The sequence below is a fragment of the Knoellia terrae genome, from assembly GCF_048606435.1.
Classification (GTDB): Bacteria; Actinomycetota; Actinomycetes; order Actinomycetales; family Dermatophilaceae; genus Knoellia; species Knoellia terrae.
Map to the genome: position 1 here is coordinate 108,617 of NZ_JBMBWH010000011.1, position 16,438 is coordinate 125,054.

At 71.6% G+C, this 16,438-nt stretch carries 17 protein-coding genes; 13 read left to right on the top strand and 4 right to left on the bottom strand.

The features are described 5' to 3' along the window. The first annotated feature begins 4 nt into the window (after positions 1-4). From ACOJV9_RS14755 to ACOJV9_RS14780, 6 genes are all read left to right on the top strand, one after another. Entirely contained in the window at positions 5-1,090 is a 1,086-nt protein-coding gene (locus ACOJV9_RS14755) for an S-(hydroxymethyl)mycothiol dehydrogenase (protein WP_420185978.1), read from the top strand. Then, the gene (locus ACOJV9_RS14760) at positions 1,090-1,764 is read left to right on the top strand and encodes an MBL fold metallo-hydrolase (RefSeq protein ID WP_420185979.1); all 675 of its coding nucleotides are present in this window, start codon (positions 1,090-1,092) and stop codon (positions 1,762-1,764) included. The genes ACOJV9_RS14755 and ACOJV9_RS14760 overlap by 1 nt, the downstream gene beginning before the upstream one ends. Before the next feature lie 51 nt (positions 1,765-1,815). After that, positions 1,816-3,249, top strand: a complete 1,434-nt coding sequence (gene cysS, locus ACOJV9_RS14765; RefSeq protein ID WP_420185980.1) for a cysteine--tRNA ligase — start codon at positions 1,816-1,818, stop codon at positions 3,247-3,249. Between the two features lie 2 nt (positions 3,250-3,251). After that, a complete protein-coding gene (gene rlmB / locus ACOJV9_RS14770; RefSeq protein ID WP_420185981.1) occupies positions 3,252-4,199 on the top strand; it encodes a 23S rRNA (guanosine(2251)-2'-O)-methyltransferase RlmB in 948 nt (315 codons plus the stop codon). 147 nt (positions 4,200-4,346) lie between these two features. After that, positions 4,347-4,775: a CD225/dispanin family protein gene (locus tag ACOJV9_RS14775; RefSeq protein WP_420185982.1), complete on the top strand. Its 429-nt coding sequence runs from the start codon at positions 4,347-4,349 to the stop codon at positions 4,773-4,775. Then, a complete protein-coding gene (locus ACOJV9_RS14780) occupies positions 4,772-5,227 on the top strand; it encodes a DUF2752 domain-containing protein (protein WP_420185983.1) in 456 nt (151 codons plus the stop codon). The genes ACOJV9_RS14775 and ACOJV9_RS14780 overlap by 4 nt, the downstream gene beginning before the upstream one ends. Before the next feature lie 21 nt (positions 5,228-5,248). Here the strand turns inward: ACOJV9_RS14780 and ACOJV9_RS14785 are convergent, their stop codons facing one another. From ACOJV9_RS14785 to ACOJV9_RS14795, 3 genes are all read right to left on the bottom strand, one after another. Next, positions 5,249-5,887 carry an RDD family protein gene (locus ACOJV9_RS14785; protein WP_420185984.1) on the bottom strand — a complete coding sequence of 213 codons (639 nt, stop codon included), beginning with the start codon at positions 5,885-5,887 and terminating at the stop codon, positions 5,249-5,251. A gap of 73 nt (positions 5,888-5,960) precedes the next feature. Then, entirely contained in the window at positions 5,961-7,199 is a 1,239-nt protein-coding gene (locus ACOJV9_RS14790) for a DUF4032 domain-containing protein (protein ID WP_420185985.1), read from the bottom strand. Between the two features lie 79 nt (positions 7,200-7,278). Then, the gene (locus ACOJV9_RS14795; protein ID WP_420185986.1) at positions 7,279-8,385 is read right to left on the bottom strand and encodes an ABC transporter ATP-binding protein; all 1,107 of its coding nucleotides are present in this window, start codon (positions 8,383-8,385) and stop codon (positions 7,279-7,281) included. Positions 8,386-8,566: 181 nt separating this feature from the next. Between ACOJV9_RS14795 and ACOJV9_RS14800 the strand changes: the two genes are divergently transcribed. The 5 genes from ACOJV9_RS14800 (at position 8,567) to ACOJV9_RS14820 (ending at position 13,432) form a co-directional block, all read left to right on the top strand. Beyond that, positions 8,567-8,995, top strand: coding sequence for a CBS domain-containing protein (locus ACOJV9_RS14800; RefSeq protein WP_420185987.1), 429 nt, complete (start codon positions 8,567-8,569; stop codon positions 8,993-8,995). Between the two features lie 132 nt (positions 8,996-9,127). Next, positions 9,128-10,837, top strand: coding sequence for a protein kinase domain-containing protein (locus tag ACOJV9_RS14805; protein WP_420185988.1), 1,710 nt, complete (start codon positions 9,128-9,130; stop codon positions 10,835-10,837). Next, positions 10,834-12,288 carry a threonine/serine exporter family protein gene (locus tag ACOJV9_RS14810; protein ID WP_420185989.1) on the top strand — a complete coding sequence of 485 codons (1,455 nt, stop codon included), beginning with the start codon at positions 10,834-10,836 and terminating at the stop codon, positions 12,286-12,288. The genes ACOJV9_RS14805 and ACOJV9_RS14810 overlap by 4 nt, the downstream gene beginning before the upstream one ends. A gap of 61 nt (positions 12,289-12,349) precedes the next feature. Beyond that, positions 12,350-12,580 carry a hypothetical protein gene (locus ACOJV9_RS14815; RefSeq protein WP_420185990.1) on the top strand — a complete coding sequence of 77 codons (231 nt, stop codon included), beginning with the start codon at positions 12,350-12,352 and terminating at the stop codon, positions 12,578-12,580. Positions 12,581-12,742: 162 nt separating this feature from the next. Further along, a complete protein-coding gene (locus ACOJV9_RS14820; RefSeq protein ID WP_420185991.1) occupies positions 12,743-13,432 on the top strand; it encodes a transglycosylase family protein in 690 nt (229 codons plus the stop codon). Between the two features lie 101 nt (positions 13,433-13,533). Here the strand turns inward: ACOJV9_RS14820 and ACOJV9_RS14825 are convergent, their stop codons facing one another. Then, complete coding sequence (locus tag ACOJV9_RS14825) at positions 13,534-14,313, bottom strand: sigma-70 family RNA polymerase sigma factor (protein WP_420185992.1); 780 nt, start codon at positions 14,311-14,313, stop codon at positions 13,534-13,536. A gap of 216 nt (positions 14,314-14,529) precedes the next feature. Here ACOJV9_RS14825 and ACOJV9_RS14830 point away from each other — a divergent pair, with 216 nt between their 5' ends. Together ACOJV9_RS14830 and ACOJV9_RS14835 are read left to right on the top strand one after the other, a co-directional pair. Then, positions 14,530-15,273 carry a GAF and ANTAR domain-containing protein gene (locus tag ACOJV9_RS14830; protein ID WP_420185993.1) on the top strand — a complete coding sequence of 248 codons (744 nt, stop codon included), beginning with the start codon at positions 14,530-14,532 and terminating at the stop codon, positions 15,271-15,273. 143 nt (positions 15,274-15,416) lie between these two features. Next, the gene (locus ACOJV9_RS14835) at positions 15,417-16,184 is read left to right on the top strand and encodes an ANTAR domain-containing protein (RefSeq protein ID WP_420185994.1); all 768 of its coding nucleotides are present in this window, start codon (positions 15,417-15,419) and stop codon (positions 16,182-16,184) included. The last annotated feature ends 254 nt before the right edge of the window (positions 16,185-16,438 follow it).

Genomic DNA, 16,438 nt, shown 5'->3' on the forward strand with positions numbered 1-16,438 from the left:
CGCAATGCCGCAGACTGTCAGGGGCGTGATCGCCCGGAGCAGGGGCTCCGAGGTCGAGGTGGTCGACATCGTCGTGCCGGATCCCGGACCCGGTGAGGCCGTCGTGCAGGTGCAGTCGTGCGGTGTCTGCCACACCGACCTGCACTACCGCGAGGGCGGGATCAACGACGAGTTCCCCTTCCTGCTCGGCCACGAGGCCGCCGGGATCGTCGAGGCCGTGGGCGAGGGCGTCACCGAGGTGGCCCCGGGGGACTTCGTCATCCTCAACTGGCGGGCCGTGTGCGGCCAGTGCCGCGCCTGCGCCAAGGGCAAGCCGTGGTACTGCTTCAACACCCACAACGCCACTCAGAGGATGACCCTCACCGACGGCACCGAGCTGAGCCCGGCGCTGGGCATCGGCGCGTTCGCCGAGAAGACGCTCGTCGCCGCGGGCCAGTGCACGAAGGTCGACGCGGAGGCGGACGCGGCCGCGGTCGGCCTGCTCGGCTGCGGGGTCATGGCCGGCTTCGGAGCCGCCGTCAACACCGGGGGAGTGGGTCGCGGTGACTCCATCGCCGTCATCGGCTGCGGCGGGGTCGGCAACGCCGCCATCGCGGGAGCGGCCGTCGCCGGCGCGACGACGATCATCGCGGTGGACGTCGACGACCGGAAGCTCGAGGGTGCGAAGGCCTTCGGCGCCACCCACACCGTGAACGGCAGCACCGAGGACGTCGTCGAGCGCATCCGCGAGCTGACCGGCGGCTTCGGTGCCGACGTCGTCGTCGAGGCGGTCGGACGACCCGAGACCTACGAGCAGGCCTTCTACGCGCGCGACCTCGCGGGCACCGTCGTGCTCGTCGGGGTGCCGACACCCGACAAGGAGGTGACGCTCCCCATGATCGAGATCTTCGGCCGTGGGGGTGCTCTCAAGTCCAGCTGGTACGGCGACTGCCTCCCGAGCCGCGACTTCCCCATGCTCGTCGACCTCTACCGGCAGGGCCGCTTCGACCTCGACGCGTTCGTCTCCGAGCGGATCGGGCTCGACGGCGTCGAGAAGGCGTTCGACGCCATGGAACGCGGCGACGTCCTGCGATCGGTGGTGGTGCTCTGATGGCCGCCGAAGAGCTGACCGCGATGCCGACGATCAAGCCCTCGCACGGCGGTGTCCGCATCGACCACGTGACCACCTCGGGAACCTTCGAGCTCGACGGCGGGTGCTGGGAGGTCGACAACAACGTCTGGGTTCTCGGTGACGAGCGCGAGTGCCTCATCGTCGACGCCGCCCACGACGCCGAGGCGATCCTCTCGGCGGTCGCCGGCCGCAAGGTCCGAGCCATCCTCCTCACGCACGGCCACAACGACCACGTCAACGTCGCCAACGAGCTCAAGGAGCGCACCGGCGCGCCGGTGCACCTGCACCCGCTCGGCCGGGTCGTCTGGGCGCTCACGCAGGACGGTGCGCCCGACTCCACACTCACCGACGGGCAGGAGTTCCGGGTCGGGGACGTCACGCTCCGCGTCATGCACACGCCCGGCCACTCGCCCGGGGGCTGCTCCTTCCACGTCTCCGCCCTCCACGTCGTGTTCACCGGGGACACGCTGTTCAACGGCGGCCCCGGTGCGACGGGTCGCTCCTTCAGCAACTTCGACCAGATCATCGAGTCCATCCGCACGCGGTTGCTCACGCTGCCGGCGGGCACCGTGGTCCTCACCGGGCACGGGGACCACACGACCGTCGGCGACGAGGCCCCGCACCTCGACGAGTGGATCGCGCGAGGTCACTGACCCTCCGGTGAGTGGCGGAGGGCCTGTCCGCGCGCCGGTACGCTTGCGCGGGTGACTCTCAGACTGTTCGACTCCATGTCGCGCGAACTGCGCGACTTCGTCCCGCTGCAGCCAGGCCGGGTCGGGATCTACATCTGCGGGCTCACCACGCAGGCTCCGCCGCACATCGGCCACGTCCGCTTCGCCGTCGCCTTCGACGTGCTCCGCCGCTGGCTGGTCCGCGGTCACGGCCTCGACGTCACCCTCGTGCGCAACGTCACCGACCTCGACGACAAGATCCTGCGCAAGTCGGCCGAGGCCGGCGAGGACTGGTTCGCCCTGTCCTACCGCAACGAGGTCGCGACGGCCGAGGCGCTCCGCCTGCTCGGTGTCCTGCCGCCGACCTACGAGCCGCGCGCCATGGGCCACATCACGGAGATGGTCGAGCTCATCGAGGTGCTCGTCGAGCGCGGGCACGCGTATGCCGCGGGCGACGGCTCGGGAGACGTCTACTTCGACGTCCGCTCCTGGCCGGCATACGGCGAGGTGACGCACCAGCGCATCGACGACATGAGTGCGGCCGAGGACGCCGACCCGCGCGGGAAGCGCGACCCGCGTGACTTCGCCCTCTGGAAGGGTCGCAAGGACGACGAGCCCGAGTCGGCGAGCTGGCCCACCCCATGGGGCCGGGGCCGGCCGGGATGGCACCTCGAGTGCTCCGCCATGGCGCGCAAGTACCTCGGTGACGCGTTCGACATCCACGGCGGCGGCGTCGACCTGCGCTTCCCGCACCACGAGAACGAGCAGGCACAGTCACGCGCGGCCGGGCTGCCCTTCACGTCGCTGTGGATGCACAACGCCTGGGTCACCACCGGCGGCGAGAAGATGAGCAAGTCGCTCGGCAACAGCCTGCTCGTGCACGAGGTGACCAAGAAGGCGCGGCCGCTCGCGGTCCGCTACTACCTCACCGCCGCGCACTACCGATCGATGATCGAGTTCCACGAGGGCTCGCTCGCCGAGGCCGAGGCCGCGGTGGACCGGATCGAGGGCTTCCTGCGCCGCGCGCTCGGGCCCGACGGTGCGCTCTCGCCCACGGGCACCGAGGTCCTGCCGGCCGACTTCGTCGAGGCGATGAACGACGACCTCGGCGTCTCCGGCGCGCTCGCCGCCGTGCACGAGACGGTCACCCGGGGCAACACCGCCCTCGACGACGGCGAGCCGGAGACCGCCCGCGAACTCGCGGCCCTCGTCGTCGCCATGACCGACGTGCTCGGGGTGAACCCGCTGGACCAGGGGTGGTCCGGCGCCGACAGCTCGAGCAGCGACGCCCTGGCCGCGCTCGACGTCCTCGTCCGCGAGCGGCTCGCTGCCCGCAGCGCCGCACGGTCGGCCCGCGACTACGGCACGTCCGACGCCATCCGCGACGAGCTCGTCGCCGCCGGCATCACGATCGAGGACACCCCGACCGGCGCCCGCTGGTCGTTGACCCGTGGACGAGGGGAGTAGCCGTGGCCGGCAACAGCCAGCGACGAGGAGCCATCCGCAAGGGCGGCAAGAAGGCGCCCACCGTCGGTTCCGGCGGACAGCGACGCAAGGGCCTCGAGGGCCGGGGCCCCACCCCCAAGGCCGAGGAGCGTCCGTACCACAAGGCGCATGCGGCGGCGAAGGCCTCCGAGCGCCGCTCGGGTGGACGCCCCACGGGTGGTCGCAAGGCCAAGCCGTCGAGCGAGGTCGTGGCGGGGCGCAACTCCGTGCTCGAGGCGCTGCGCGCCGACATCCCGGTGTCGACGATGTATGTCGCCGGCCGCATCGACAGCGACGACCGGGTGCGCGAGGCGCTCAAGATCGCCACCGAGCGCAGCCTCCCGATCCTCGAGACGCCGCGCGGTGAGCTCGACCGCATCACCGACGGCGCCGTCCACCAAGGGCTGGCGCTCCAGGTGCCGGCGTACGAGTACGCCCATCCGCGCGACCTCGTCGACCCCGAGATGCCGGGAATCCCGCTCGTCGTGGCGCTCGACGGCATCACCGACCCGCGCAACCTCGGCGCCATCGTGCGTTCGGTCGCGGCCTTCGGCGGGCACGGCGTGGTCGTCCCAGCACGCCGGTCGGTCGGCATGACGGCATCGGCGTGGAAGACCTCCGCCGGTGCTGCCGCGCGCATCCCCGTCGCCCAGGCGACCAACCTCACCCGTGCGCTCGAGGACTTCCGCAAGGCCGGCTTCTTTGTCGTCGGGCTCGACATGGACGGCGACGTCGAGCTGCCCGACATGGAGCTGGCCGGCGAGCCGCTGGTCATCGTCGTGGGTTCCGAGGGCAAGGGGCTGTCCCGGCTCGTGCGCGAGACCTGCGACCAGATCGTGTCCGTGCCGATGTCCTCGGCCGTCGAGTCGCTCAACGCCGGGATCGCCACCGGGGTCACCCTCTACGAGGTCGCGCGGCGACGTCGTCGCTGATCAGGCGCGTATGCCGGCCGCTCCGGGTCCGCGGTTTCGTCCGTGAGTCGCCCGGAGGTGGGCACGTGAGCTGTGCCACCATGTCCGCAGTCGGGTACCCGACGAGGGGGAACGACCCCGAAGTCGCCACACTGAGAGGGACCACGAATGTCTGATTACGGAAGCACCCCGCCGCCCCCGCCGCCGCCCGGTGGCAGTGGCGGTGGCTACGGCGGCGGCTCGACACCGCCCCCGCCGCCCTCCGGTGGTGGCTACGACGGTGGCGCCTACGGTGCTCCGCCCCCGCCCAGTGGTGGCTACGGCGGCCCGCCCGCCGGTCCGCCGCCCTCGAACAACCTCGTCATGGCGATCCTCGGCCTGCTGTGCTGCTGGCCGCTCGGCATCCCCGCCGTCGTCTTCGCCGCGCAGGTCAACGGCAAGTGGAACGCGGGTGACCAGGCCGGCGCGGTCGAGTCCGCCGCCAAGGCCAAGAAGTTCGCGACGATCGCCCTCGTCCTCGGCGTCATCGCCACCCTGATCTACATCGCCCTGATCGTGGGCGGCGTCCTCAGCGCCGACACGACGACGGGTTTGTGATCCCGACGTCCCAGATGCACGTCGCGACGCCCCCGCACACCGACCCGTCGGTCGGGCGGGGGCGTCGCCTGCTCTGGCCGGCGGTGGCGGCGGTCACCGCGACCGGCTACGCCCTGGTGGCTCACCTCGTCGACCCGAACCAACCGGGCAACTACCCGACCTGCCCGTGGCTGTTCCTCACCGGGACCTTCTGCCCAGGGTGCGGCACCCTGCGGGCGACGCACGCGCTCACCGAGGGCAACCTCGTCGAGGCGCTGCACCGCAACCCGCTGACCGTCGCAGCCTTCCTGCTCATGGCGCTGGGGTTCGCCCGGTGGGCACGGCGCCAGTGGCGGGGCGAGCGACGCATGACGGCCGCCCCCGCCTGGCTCCTCTACGGGCTCTTCTGGCTCATCCTGGCGTTCTGGGTGGCCCGCAACGTCCCGGGCTGGACGTGGCTCTCGCCGGCCTGACCGCTCCGACCCGAGGCCGGGTCAGGACTTCGGTACGTCGATGACGGTGGAGTGCACGATCTTGTCGGCCAGGGTCTGCTTGTTGTCGTCCCACAGCATCCAGAGGTAGCTGAGGTAGACGACCTGGTTGATGAGGCCGCCGAGGAGCTCGCGCAGGAACGACTGCATCGCCCCGATCGGCTGCCCGGTCTGCTCGTTGATGAGCTTGAGCCCCAGCATCTTCTTGCCGACGCTCTGGCCCGTGCGACCCATCCGGAAGATCCGGTTCCAGACCTGGATGCCGATCGTCAGCAGGATGCCGAGGGCGATGAGGAGGCCTCCGATGGCCGCCTGGCCGCCGTCACCCGTGCCGTCGACCGTCGCGCCGAGCTCGTCGACGTCCGGCGCCGCCATCACGAGCAGAACCGCGCCGATGACCATCGGGATGATGCCGATGAGGGACAGCAGGGTGTCGATGACGAGCGCGCCGGCCCGGCGACCGAAGCCGGAGACCGGGCCGAAGTGCTGCTCGACGTAGGCCTTGGATCCCGGGAACGCCTGGCCACCACCGCCGTAGGGGTTGACCTGCGGAGCGGACTGGTACGGCGCGGGTGCGCCACCGGCGTACGGCTGCTGCGGGTTCTGGGCCGGCGGCTGGTTCGGGTCGAACGGCTGTGACATGGAGATCCCCCTGCGAGGTCACGGAACGCGGACGGCTCGATCCTAGGGGTGGGCCGCGAGGCGCCGGCGCAGGTCAGTCGGCGATGACCGGCATCTCGATCGTGTCCACTCCCACGACCGACTTCTCGTCGGGCTTGGTCGGGAGGATGGAGGCGACGTAGTCCTCGATGGCCCGCTCGATGGGCACATCCTGCTGCTCCCGCTCGGCCATGTACCAGCGGTGCTCGAGCACCTCGTGGAACAGCTCGGCCGGCTCGAGCTTGCCGGAGAGCTCGCGCGGGACCCGCCGGGTGATCGGCTCGTAGATGCGGGTGAGCCAGTCGTGGGCGACGAACTCCTCGTCGTCGTTCTGCCGGTCGGTCGAGGCGCGATAGCTGTCGAGGTCGTTGAGCAGCCGGCGGGCCTGGCCCTCCCCGACGTCGAGACCGGTGAGGCGCAGCAGCCGGCGCGAGTGGTGCCCGGCGTCGACGACCTTGGGCTGGATGATGATGCGGGTCCCGTCGATGTCCGTCGTGATCGCGAGCTCGTCGACGTCGAAGCCCACGGAGTTGAGCCTGCGGATCCGCTCCTCGACCCGCCAGCGCTCCCCGGTGTCGAACTCCTCGGTCTCGTGCAGCTCGACCCAGAGCTCCTCGTAGCGGGTGAGGATCCGGCTGGAGATCTCGACCGGGTCGATGTCCTCGTCGAGCAGCTCACCGGCCTGGAGGTCCATCAGCTCGCCGGCGATGTTCACCCGCGCGATGTCGAGGTCGTGGGCGCGCTGGCCGTCGCTGAGTGCCGGGAACAGCTCGCCGGTCTCGGCGTCGACGAGGTGGGCGGCGAAGCTGCCGGCGTCCCGGCGGAAGAGCGTGTTCGACAGCGAGACGTCCCCCCACCAGAAGCCGGTGAGGTGCAGCCGCACGAGGAGCACGGCGAGGGCGTCGATGAGCCGGGTCTCGGTGCCGGGCCGCAGCCCCTGGCTGAACAGCGCGCGGTAGGGCAGCGAGAACTTGAGGTGGCGGGTGAGCAGGCAGGCGTCGAGCGGGTTGCCCTCGGCGTCGACCCGCCCGCTCACGACCCCGAACGGCTCGACCGCCGGCTGGTCGAGGCGGCGGAGGTTGCGGAGCATCGCGTACTCGCGGTGGGCGATGTCCTCCTTGATCTCCTTGACGGCGAGGACGCGGCCGGAGAGGCGCACGAAGCGCACGACGTGCCGGGAGATGCCGCGGGGGAGCGCGGCGAGGTGGTGCTCGGGCCACTCCTCGAGCGGCAGCGACCAGGGCAGGTCGAGCAGCGCGGGGTCCGGCCGGGCGGTCGTGATCTGCAGGGCCATCGGGAACCTCCGGAGAGACGACTCAGGGGTGCCGAGCGCGCGACCTGCTGCGCTCCCGGCACCCCTGAGGCGATGCGGGTCAGTGGCTCAGACGAGTCCCGGACTCGGCGTCGAACACGTGCATGTGGTTCGAGTTGGGCTGGACCCAGATCGTGTCGCCCTTCATCGGGACGCGGCGGCCGTCGACGCGGGCGATGAACGGCTTGGGGATCGAGTCGTCGCCGCCCTCGAGGTGGACGTGCTCGTCGGTCGGGGTGCCGTAGACGTAGGCGTCGGCGCCGAGCTCCTCCACGACGTCGATCGTGATCTGCAGGCCCTCGCCCTCGGCCGCGACCTCGACGTCCTCGGGGCGGACCCCGACGATGGCCTTGGCGCCGACACCCTGGAGGGAGTCGCGCGGGACCTGGAGGGTGTGCGACCCGAACTTCACGCCACCGTCGGCGACCGGGACGGCGATGAGGTTCATCGCCGGGGAGCCGATGAAGCCGGCCACGAAGACGTTGGCAGGGGAGTCGTACATCTCGCGCGGCGTCGCGACCTGCTGGAGGATGCCGTCCTTGAGCACCGCGATGCGGTCACCCATGGTCATGGCCTCGACCTGGTCGTGCGTGACGTAGACGGTGGTGACACCGAGGCGCCGCTGGAGCGAGGCGATCTGGGTGCGGGTCTGCACGCGCAGCTTGGCGTCGAGGTTCGACAGCGGCTCGTCCATGAGGAAGACCTGCGGGGAGCGCACGATGGCGCGTCCCATGGCCACGCGCTGGCGCTGGCCACCGGAGAGGGCCTTCGGCTTGCGCTCGAGGTACTGCTCGAGGTCGAGGATCTTGGCTGCCTCCTCGACACGCTTGCGGATCTCGCCCTTGTCGACGCCGGCGATCTTGAGCGCGAAGCCCATGTTGTCGGCGACCGACATGTGCGGGTAGAGGGCGTAGTTCTGGAACACCATGGCGACGTCGCGGTCCTTGGGGGACAGGTTGGTGACGTCGCGGTCACCGATCCAGATCTTGCCGCCGTTGACCTCCTCGAGGCCGGCGAGCATGCGGAGAGCGGTCGACTTGCCGCTGCCCGAGGGACCGACGAGGACGAGGAACTCGCCGTCCTTGACGTCGATGTTCAGTCGGTCGACCGAGGGCGTGTCGTTGCCGGGGTAGATCCGGGTGGACTCGTCGAACTTCACAGTTGCCATGAGCGTCGTGCCTTCCTTCACCGGCAGGAACGTGCCGGACGATCCGTCGTAAAGGGAAAACCCGCCCACGTCGGTGTAAGCGGTTGCGCCCAGCATGCCGTATGCCGTGACCCCTGTCACGCGGGAGCCGCACCCCTGTCGAAGTCTGGCGCCGACCCCTGCAGACCACTACCGTCGGCACATGAGGATCTCCGACGTCGTGAAGCGCAAGGGGGCCACCGTCGTCACGGTGCGCTCCGACGCCAGTGTCACCGAGCTCCTCGACCTGCTGGCCGAGCACCGCATCGGTGCCGTCGTGGTGAGCGACGACGGCCAGTCGCTCGCCGGCATCGTCAGCGAGCGCGACATCGTGCGCCACCTCCAGAGGGACGGCGCCAAGGTGCTCGACCAGCACGTCTCCTCGATCATGACGAGCGACGTGACGACGTGCTCCCCGGACGACCAGCTCGTCGACCTCGAGCACACGATGACCGAGCTCCGGATCCGTCACGTGCCGGTGGTCGTCGACGACCGGCTCACCGCGATCGTCAGCATCGGCGACGTCGTCAAGCACCGGATCACCGACCTCCAGGCCGAGCGCGACCAGCTGAGCGCCTACATCCAGCAGTAGGGACACCGTCCGGAGTGGCCTCCGCATGACCCGAACGGGCACGTCCCACCGGTCACATTCGTCACATCGGTCTCACCCCCGACCGGCGGTTCGGACAGCCGGCGCCCAGCCACACGGCATACGGTGTGCTCCATGACCGCCGACATCCTCGACGAGCCGGAGGGGCGCGACGAGCTCCCGGAGCACTCGCTGCTCGGGACCTACCGCCTCGTCCAGCGTCTCGGCGAGGGCGGCATGGGGGTCGTCCATCTCGCGCTGGACCGCCAGGGCAAGGCCGTCGCGATCAAGGTGCTGCGGCCGCACGTCGCCCACGACCCGGGCGCACGAGCCCGCCTGTCGCGCGAGGTCGAGACGCTGAGCCGCATCCGCAGCCCTCGCGTCGCCCCGGTCATCGACGCCGACATCGAGGGGGAGCGTCCCTTCATCGTCACCCGCTACGTGCCCGGCCCGCCGCTGGACGACGTCATCTCGGCTGACGGCCCGATGGGTGCCGACGACCTGCACCGGCTGGGCCGGGGGCTCGCCGAGGCGCTCGACGTCATCCACGCCAGCGACGTCATCCACCGCGACCTCAAGCCCGGCAACGTCCTGCTGCTCGACGGCGACCCGGTCGTCATCGACTTCGGCATCGCGCACGTCACCGACGACATCCGCCTCACGATGACCGGGCTGGTCATGGGCACGCCGGGCTACCTCTCGCCGGAGGTGGTCGAGGGCGAGACCGTCACGACCGCCACCGACTGGTGGGGCTGGGCGGCGACCCTGGCGTATGCCGCCTCCGGCCGTCCGCCCTTCGGTCGCGGACCGATGGACGCCGTCCTCTCCCGCGTCACGACGGGGGAGCCGGACCTGCGTGGGGTCGACCCCCGCATCGCCCCCCTGCTGTATGCCGCCCTCGCGCCGGTTCCGTCGGAGCGGCCGCACCAGCGGGAGGTCGTCGCCGCCCTCGAGCGCTACGCCCACGGCGGCATGGTCACCGACGTCATCCAGGCGCGCACTCCGTCGCCGCGCACCCAGTCGCTGTCGGTGGCCCCGACGACGGCGATGCCGGTGCCGCGCACCGAGGTGCAGCAGCGGCCGCCGCTGCGTGCGCTCCCGTCCTACCGCCCGGACCCCGCGGAGGCCGTCTTCGGCCCCCCGGACCGCGAGCTCGAGCCGTCGCACGGTGACCCCCCCGACCGGGTCGGGCCACCGGCCGGCCCCGCCGACCCGGCCTGGAACGGCGAGCCGCGGTTGGACCCGCGCATCGGGCGGGCGAGCCGCAGTGGCACGGTCGGTGCCCTGCTGGCCCTCCTCGTCGCGCTCGCGGCCACCGCGCCGGTGGTCGCCGCCATCGCCCTGCTGGTCTGGATCGTGCTGGCCCGGACCGCAGACCGGTCGATGACCTCGCTCGTGATGCGACGCCACGACAAGGGGCACCGGCGCAGCGACGTCCCGGTCGCCGTGCTCGCGAGTCCGTGGCACCTGCTGCTCGGTGTCGTCGGAGCCCTCTTCGGCGCCATCATGCCGGCCGTCATCGCCGTCTCCGGCGTCTTCTGCGCGGCCCTCGTGGTCGTCGCCCTGCAGGGGAGCGGCGCTCCCGAGCCCAACGCCCCGATCCCGCTCGCGGTGGGCGGGCTGCTCGCCGGCCTCATGGCCTGGTGGGGTCCGGCCGGTGCCGGTCTGCGTCGCGGCACGCGCAGCCTCGTCCGCGGGATGAGCCCCGGTCCGAGCGCGAGCCGCGTCCTCGTCCTGCTGCTCCTCGTCGCGGCCGTGGCCGTCGCGGTGGCGGGGGTCGCCAGCGGGGAGCCGTCGTGGTGGCCGAGCGGGAGCGCGTGGTCCGACCAGCTGAACCTGCCGTGAGCGACGACGTCCGCCCTCGCCGGGCGTGGCGACTCCAAGGGGGCCCGCCCACCGAGCCGATGCCGCTCGTCGACCTGCTCCGCCGCACCCCCTACCGCAACGCCCGGGTGGCCAGCGAGGACGCCGAGGAGGCCCGCGTCCGCAGCGCGCTGGACCTCGCCGTCCGCCTCGGTGAGCTCATGCTGCGCAGTGGCGCGGGTGCTCCGCAGGTCGAGGGGTCGGTCGCCGCGGTCTGCGCTGCTGCCGGCCTCACCAGCGTCGAGATCGACATCACCCTCCAGTCACTCCTCATCCACGCTCGGGTCGACGGGCTCACCTCGGTGACGGCGCTGCGCGTCGTCCGCTCGACCCGTCACGACTACGCCCGACTCGTCGCCGTGCACGAGCTCGTCGACGCGTTCGTCAACGGACACATCGAGCTGGCCGAGGCGCTGGAGCAGCTGCGGGACATCAAGCGGACCCACCGCACCTGGCCCGACTGGGCCGTCACCCTGGCGACCGCACTTCTGGCGGCCGCCGTGGCCGTGATGATCGGGGCGACCCTCTTCACCGCCCTCGTGACCCTGCTGGTGGTGCTCGGCGTCTCCGGCGTGGCGCGGCTGATGGGCCCGCTCCGCCTGCCGGACTTCTACTCGAACGCAGTCGCAGCCTTCGTCGCCACGGCACTGGCGTGGGCGGCATACGCGCTCGGTGCGCAGGGATGGCTCCCCGTGGGGGGCAAGGACTTCGCCTTCATCGTCGCCGGCGGCATTGTCGCGCTGCTACCCGGGCGCACCATGGCCTCGGCCGTCGAGGACGTCATCTCCGGGTATGCCGTGACCGGCGCCGGTCGGCTCCTCGCCGTCGTCGTCTCGTTCACCGGGCTCATCATCGGTGTCGCGGTCGGGCTGAGCACGACGATCCGGCTGACCGAGGCGCTGTCGTTCAGCTTCGTCGCGCCCTCGGTCCTCGACCTGCGCACCTCGCAGGCGCAGTGGTGGGCGGCGATCGCCGGTGCCCTCGTCGTCGGCTCGTGCGGTGCGGTGACGATGCAGACCCGCCGACGGCTCGTCCTGCCCACGGCACTGCTGTCCGTCGTCGCGGTCGGCGTGTTCGGGGTGCTCACGCGCGCCCTCGACGTCGGCTCGGTGACCGCCACGGGGATCGCCGCGGTCGGCATCGGGCTCGTCGGGCGCCTCGTGGCCCTGCGCCTGGGGTCACCGGCGATGGTCGTCGTCGTCCCGGCCAGCTTCGGGCTGCTGCCCGGGCTGACGATCTTCCGCGGCCTCTACGAGCTCGTCGGCCAGAGCTCCACCGAGATCGGCACGCTCTCCTTCCAAGCGGGTGTCGCGACCCTGCTCGGCGCCTTCGGGGCGCTGCTCGCCATCGCCACCGGCACGACGCTCGGCGAGATCATCGCCTCGCCGTGGGACCGGCGGGTGGCCCGGGTCCGACGCCGCGCCCGCGTCTGACCTGCCGTTTTGGGTCGATCCTTCCGTGGCCGACCCGCGCCCCATCGGCGAAACTGGGCCCATGACCACGCACACGCTGACCATCACCGTCGACGCCGAGATCACCGACGAGGCCGCCCTCATCGAGTCGGTGCAGTCGGACACCCCCGAGGGCTCCCTCTCCCCGGACGACATCAGGGAGGAGGACCGCGCGTCGTCCACCCTCGTCGCCGGGGTCTCGAAGGCGCTCAAGGGGCTCTCCGTCCCCGGCGTCGAGATCCGTGAGCCCAAGGTCGTCGCGCGCGACGAGTAACCCCGAGCCGGGCGGACGTGGCTGCTGCGACACGCCGTGGGCGCGACTTGCGGGCCGGGTGGGTCCAGAGTTACATTTGTGTAGTTCTGTGACAGGATTGATCAATGTTGCAGTTGTGACGTAGCGTGCCTTTGTCGTCCCCTGACGCAAAGGACCCCTGTCATGCTCTTCGCCCCCGAGTTCCCCGCTCGTCCCACACGTCGCCGGCCCCTGCGTCGCGCGATCGTCGGGACCACGCTCCTCGCCACCACCGCCTCTGCAGCCGTCGTCGGCCTGGCCACGGGAGCAGGGGCGACCGAGACCGTCTGGGACCGTGTCGCACAGTGCGAGAGCGGGGGCAACTGGTCGATCAACACCGGCAACGGCTACTACGGCGGACTCCAGTTCTCGTTCAGCACCTGGAAGGGCTTCGGCGGGCAGCGCTACGCCTACACGGCCAACCTCGCCAGCAAGTCCCAGCAGATCGAGATCGCGCAGGCCGTGCTCAAGGTCCAGGGGCCCGGCGCATGGCCGGTGTGCAGCGTCCGGGCGGGCCTCACCGTGGCCAACGGGCTCTCCGTCCCCGTCTCGCGTGACGCGCCGCGCTCACTGTTCCCGCTCGCGGTCGACGGCCAGAAGGGCCCGAGCACCCGCAAGGCGGTCGAGACCTGGGTCGGTGGATCGGTCGACGCCTACTGGTCGCGCGCGGACGTCATGAAGCTCCAGGCCAAGGTCGGGACCCGCCAGGACGGGTCCATCGGTCCGAAGACGACGCGCGCCCTCCAGGCCAAGGTGGGGGCGCAGCAGGACGGCTCGTGGGGTCCGAAGACCACGGCCGCCCTGCAGCGCTACCTCAACAACCTCTTCGACTGAGGTGCAGCCGGGCTCCTTGCCGCGACCGGCCGCCGGCGCAGCTGACCTGGTGCTCAGCCCTGACGAGCGCGTCCGGGCAGGGGGCTGGTCGTCCTCGCGAGTCAGGCCGCGGCCGCGAGGAGCTGGGCGCGCAGGCGCTTCAGCGCGGCGGACAGCAGGCGTGACACCTGCATCTGGCTCACCCCCAACACGTCTCCGATCTCGCGCTGGGGGAGCTCCTCGACGAAGCGCAGGTGCAGGAGCTGGCGCTCGCGGGAAGTCAGCTCGCCCATCGCGCTCACGAGGGCCTGGTGGGTGATGACCTGCTCCGCGGGGTCGTCCAGGACCACGACCCGCTCCGCCAGCGTGGTGCCCGTCGGGGACGGGGCGTCCAGGGACACCGCGTGGTAGCCGCAGGAGGACCGGCAGGCCGTCCGGACGTCGCCGGGATCCGCCCCGAGGACCTCTGCCAGCTCGTCCACCGTGGGCTCGCGCGCCAGCTCGTGACGCAGGCTCTCCTCCGTGACGCGGGCCTCGAGCCGCAGCTCCTGCAACCGCCGCGGTGGCCGCACGGCCCACGTGTGGTCGCGGAAGAAGCGCTTGAGCTCCCCTTCGACCGACAGGACGGCATACGGGACGAAGGGATGGCCCAGGGACGGGTCGAAGCGGGTCACGGCCGCGACCAGTGCGGTCCGCGCGACCTGCTCGAGGTCGTCGTCCTCCACCCCGCGGCCCCGGAAGCGGTGGGCGATGCCGTCGGCCACCGGAAGGCACGCCTCGACGATCTCGTGACGGAGGTGCTCGGTCTCGTCGGCATCGGCCGCGGCGAGGCGCTGCGTCAGCGACGCCACCTCGTCGTCGCGGCTCGCGTGGTGCGGTTCGGCTGCACAGAGTGTCGTCATCGCTCATGCCCTTCGGCAGAGAGGACGGCGCCACTGTCGGACCCATCGGTGCATCGAAGATACTCACGGACCGGTTCTGGGGCAACCGACGACCGCGACGGGTGGATCTGGTCGCGACGATGGGCGGGAGGCTCCGCAACGCCACACGGCTACGCTGGCACGAGTGGCCGGACGAGTCGCCGAGATCGCGGGAGAGGCGGTCGGAACGGAGCCGACGTGTCGAAGACACTGCAGAATCCCGGATCCATCCCTCCGGACGTCGCCGCACAGCTCAGTCAGGTCGTGGGCTGGCTCTCGCGCCCCGAGGGGCCGGTGACGCCGGCCCGTGTCGTGAGCGCTGCCGCGCTGGGAATGCCGCACGGGAAGCACTGCGGCCTGACGTTGCTCCGGCCGGGCCACCGCCCCGTGACGATGGCGGCGTCGGACGACCTGCCGCGGCAGGTCGACGCGCTGCAGTACGAGCTGGGCGAAGGTCCTTGCCTGGACGCCGCCCTCGGCCCGGCCGTGCTGCTGTCCGACGACGTCACGGTGGACGAGAGGTGGCCGCGCTTCGGGCCCCTGTGCGCTGCGTCGACCGGGGCGCGGAGCATGCTCAGCCTCCGGCTGCCGGTCGGCGGCGAGGACCACGCGGCCATCAACTACTACTCCACCGAGGTCGCGGTCTTCACCGACGCCGACGTCACGGTGGCGTCGGTGCTCGTGCCCCTCGCGGCGCTCGCCGTGGAGGCACACCTGCGCGAGCACGACCGCGAGAACCTCGTGCAGGCCCTGACGACGAGCCGGCAGATCTCCACCGCCGTGGGCATCATCATGTCGACGCAGCGCGTGGAGAGCGAGCGGGCCTTCGAGCTGCTGCGACGGGCCAGCATGGACCTCAACCGCAAGCTGCGTGACGTCGCCGAGGAGGTCAACCTCACCGGCGCGCTCCCGAGCCGGTCGCTGGACACGGTGGGGGAGTGATCGGGCGTTCGGCTCGGCACCCGGTGCGCCGCGTCGGACCGGACCTGTGGCACGCGGCGGGTCATCGGCCGGGTACGTTGATCCGAAGGTGTGAGCGTCCTACCACGTGCGCATCCGCCTGAACGACCTCGGAGCTCCTGACCGTGAACGACTCGCTCTCCCAGGCCGACCACCCGTCGGATCTCGGACTCGGCCACCAGTTCGTCCAGCTGTCCTCTGCGCTGACCACCAGCCGGGACGCGCTGGACCCCGACCGGGTGGTCTCCCTCACCGTGCGCGCCGTCCTCGGGGCAGAGCGCGGGGGCCTGACCCTGCTGCGAGCGACCCGCGCACCCCTGTCCGTGGCCGCCACCGACGAGCTGTCCCCCGAGCTGGACCGGCTCCAGTACACGTGCGGTGAGGGCCCGTTCTTCGAACCGGCGACCCAGCACGGTGTCGTCCTCGTGAACGACCTCGAGCTCGACGAGCGGTGGCCGAGGTTCGGCCGGGGGGCGCGCGAGCTCGGCGTGCTGAGCCTGCTCTGCCTGCGTCTCGCCCTCGGCGGCACCGACCGTGCCGCACTCGTGCTGTATGCCGGCCGGTCGGGAGTGTTCGACGAGGCGGCGGTGACGTCGGCGTCGCTGCTCGCCCCCTTCGCCGCGCTCGCCGCCGAGGCGCACCTGCGGGCGCACGACGTCGGCAACCTCACGGCGGCTCTCGCGACCAGCCGACAGATCGGCACGGCCGTGGGTATCGTCATGGCGCGCCACCGCGTCTCCAGCGATGAGGCCTTCGCGCTGCTGAGGAAGGCGAGCATGGACCTCAACCGCAAGGTGCGCGACATCGCCTCCGAGGTTGAGCTCATCGGCGACCTGCCCCAGCAGGGGTCGGTCGCGGTCGCTGACGACGGTTCCGGGCTGCCCGGGGTCTGAGTCGGCCGGGCCCCGCCTCGGTCAGGCCCGGCGCTCGCCTGCTCCAAGATGGTCGCCGGGCAGAGCCGGGTCGGGAGCGACAGCCCTTCGTCCACGCCGCGCACGATGCCCCGTTCCAGTTGCGTGAGGAGGTCGTCGACGTCTGCCATGGCCCCTTCTGTGCTTCGCGCGTTGTGCTGCGTGCATCTCGATACGTCCGACAAACCTCCTCCTGTCGGCTGCCGGGCGATCGGTCTGCGCCGGCGCGGGTCCGG

Coding starts and splice junctions, on each gene's coding strand:
- ACOJV9_RS14795 (WP_420185986.1), bottom strand. CDS start 8,385: ATGGCAACTGTGAAGTTCGACGAGTCCACCCGGATCTACCCCGGCAAC.
- ACOJV9_RS14760 (WP_420185979.1), top strand. CDS start 1,090: ATGGCCGCCGAAGAGCTGACCGCGATGCCGACGATCAAGCCCTCGCAC.
- ACOJV9_RS14785 (WP_420185984.1), bottom strand. CDS start 5,887: ATGTCACAGCCGTTCGACCCGAACCAGCCGCCGGCCCAGAACCCGCAG.
- ACOJV9_RS14815 (WP_420185990.1), top strand. CDS start 12,350: ATGACCACGCACACGCTGACCATCACCGTCGACGCCGAGATCACCGAC.
- ACOJV9_RS14790 (WP_420185985.1), bottom strand. CDS start 7,199: ATGGCCCTGCAGATCACGACCGCCCGGCCGGACCCCGCGCTGCTCGAC.
- ACOJV9_RS14805 (WP_420185988.1), top strand. CDS start 9,128: ATGACCGCCGACATCCTCGACGAGCCGGAGGGGCGCGACGAGCTCCCG.
- ACOJV9_RS14820 (WP_420185991.1), top strand. CDS start 12,743: ATGCTCTTCGCCCCCGAGTTCCCCGCTCGTCCCACACGTCGCCGGCCC.
- ACOJV9_RS14775 (WP_420185982.1), top strand. CDS start 4,347: ATGTCTGATTACGGAAGCACCCCGCCGCCCCCGCCGCCGCCCGGTGGC.
- ACOJV9_RS14800 (WP_420185987.1), top strand. CDS start 8,567: ATGAGGATCTCCGACGTCGTGAAGCGCAAGGGGGCCACCGTCGTCACG.
- ACOJV9_RS14755 (WP_420185978.1), top strand. CDS start 5: ATGCCGCAGACTGTCAGGGGCGTGATCGCCCGGAGCAGGGGCTCCGAG.
- ACOJV9_RS14825 (WP_420185992.1), bottom strand. CDS start 14,313: ATGACGACACTCTGTGCAGCCGAACCGCACCACGCGAGCCGCGACGAC.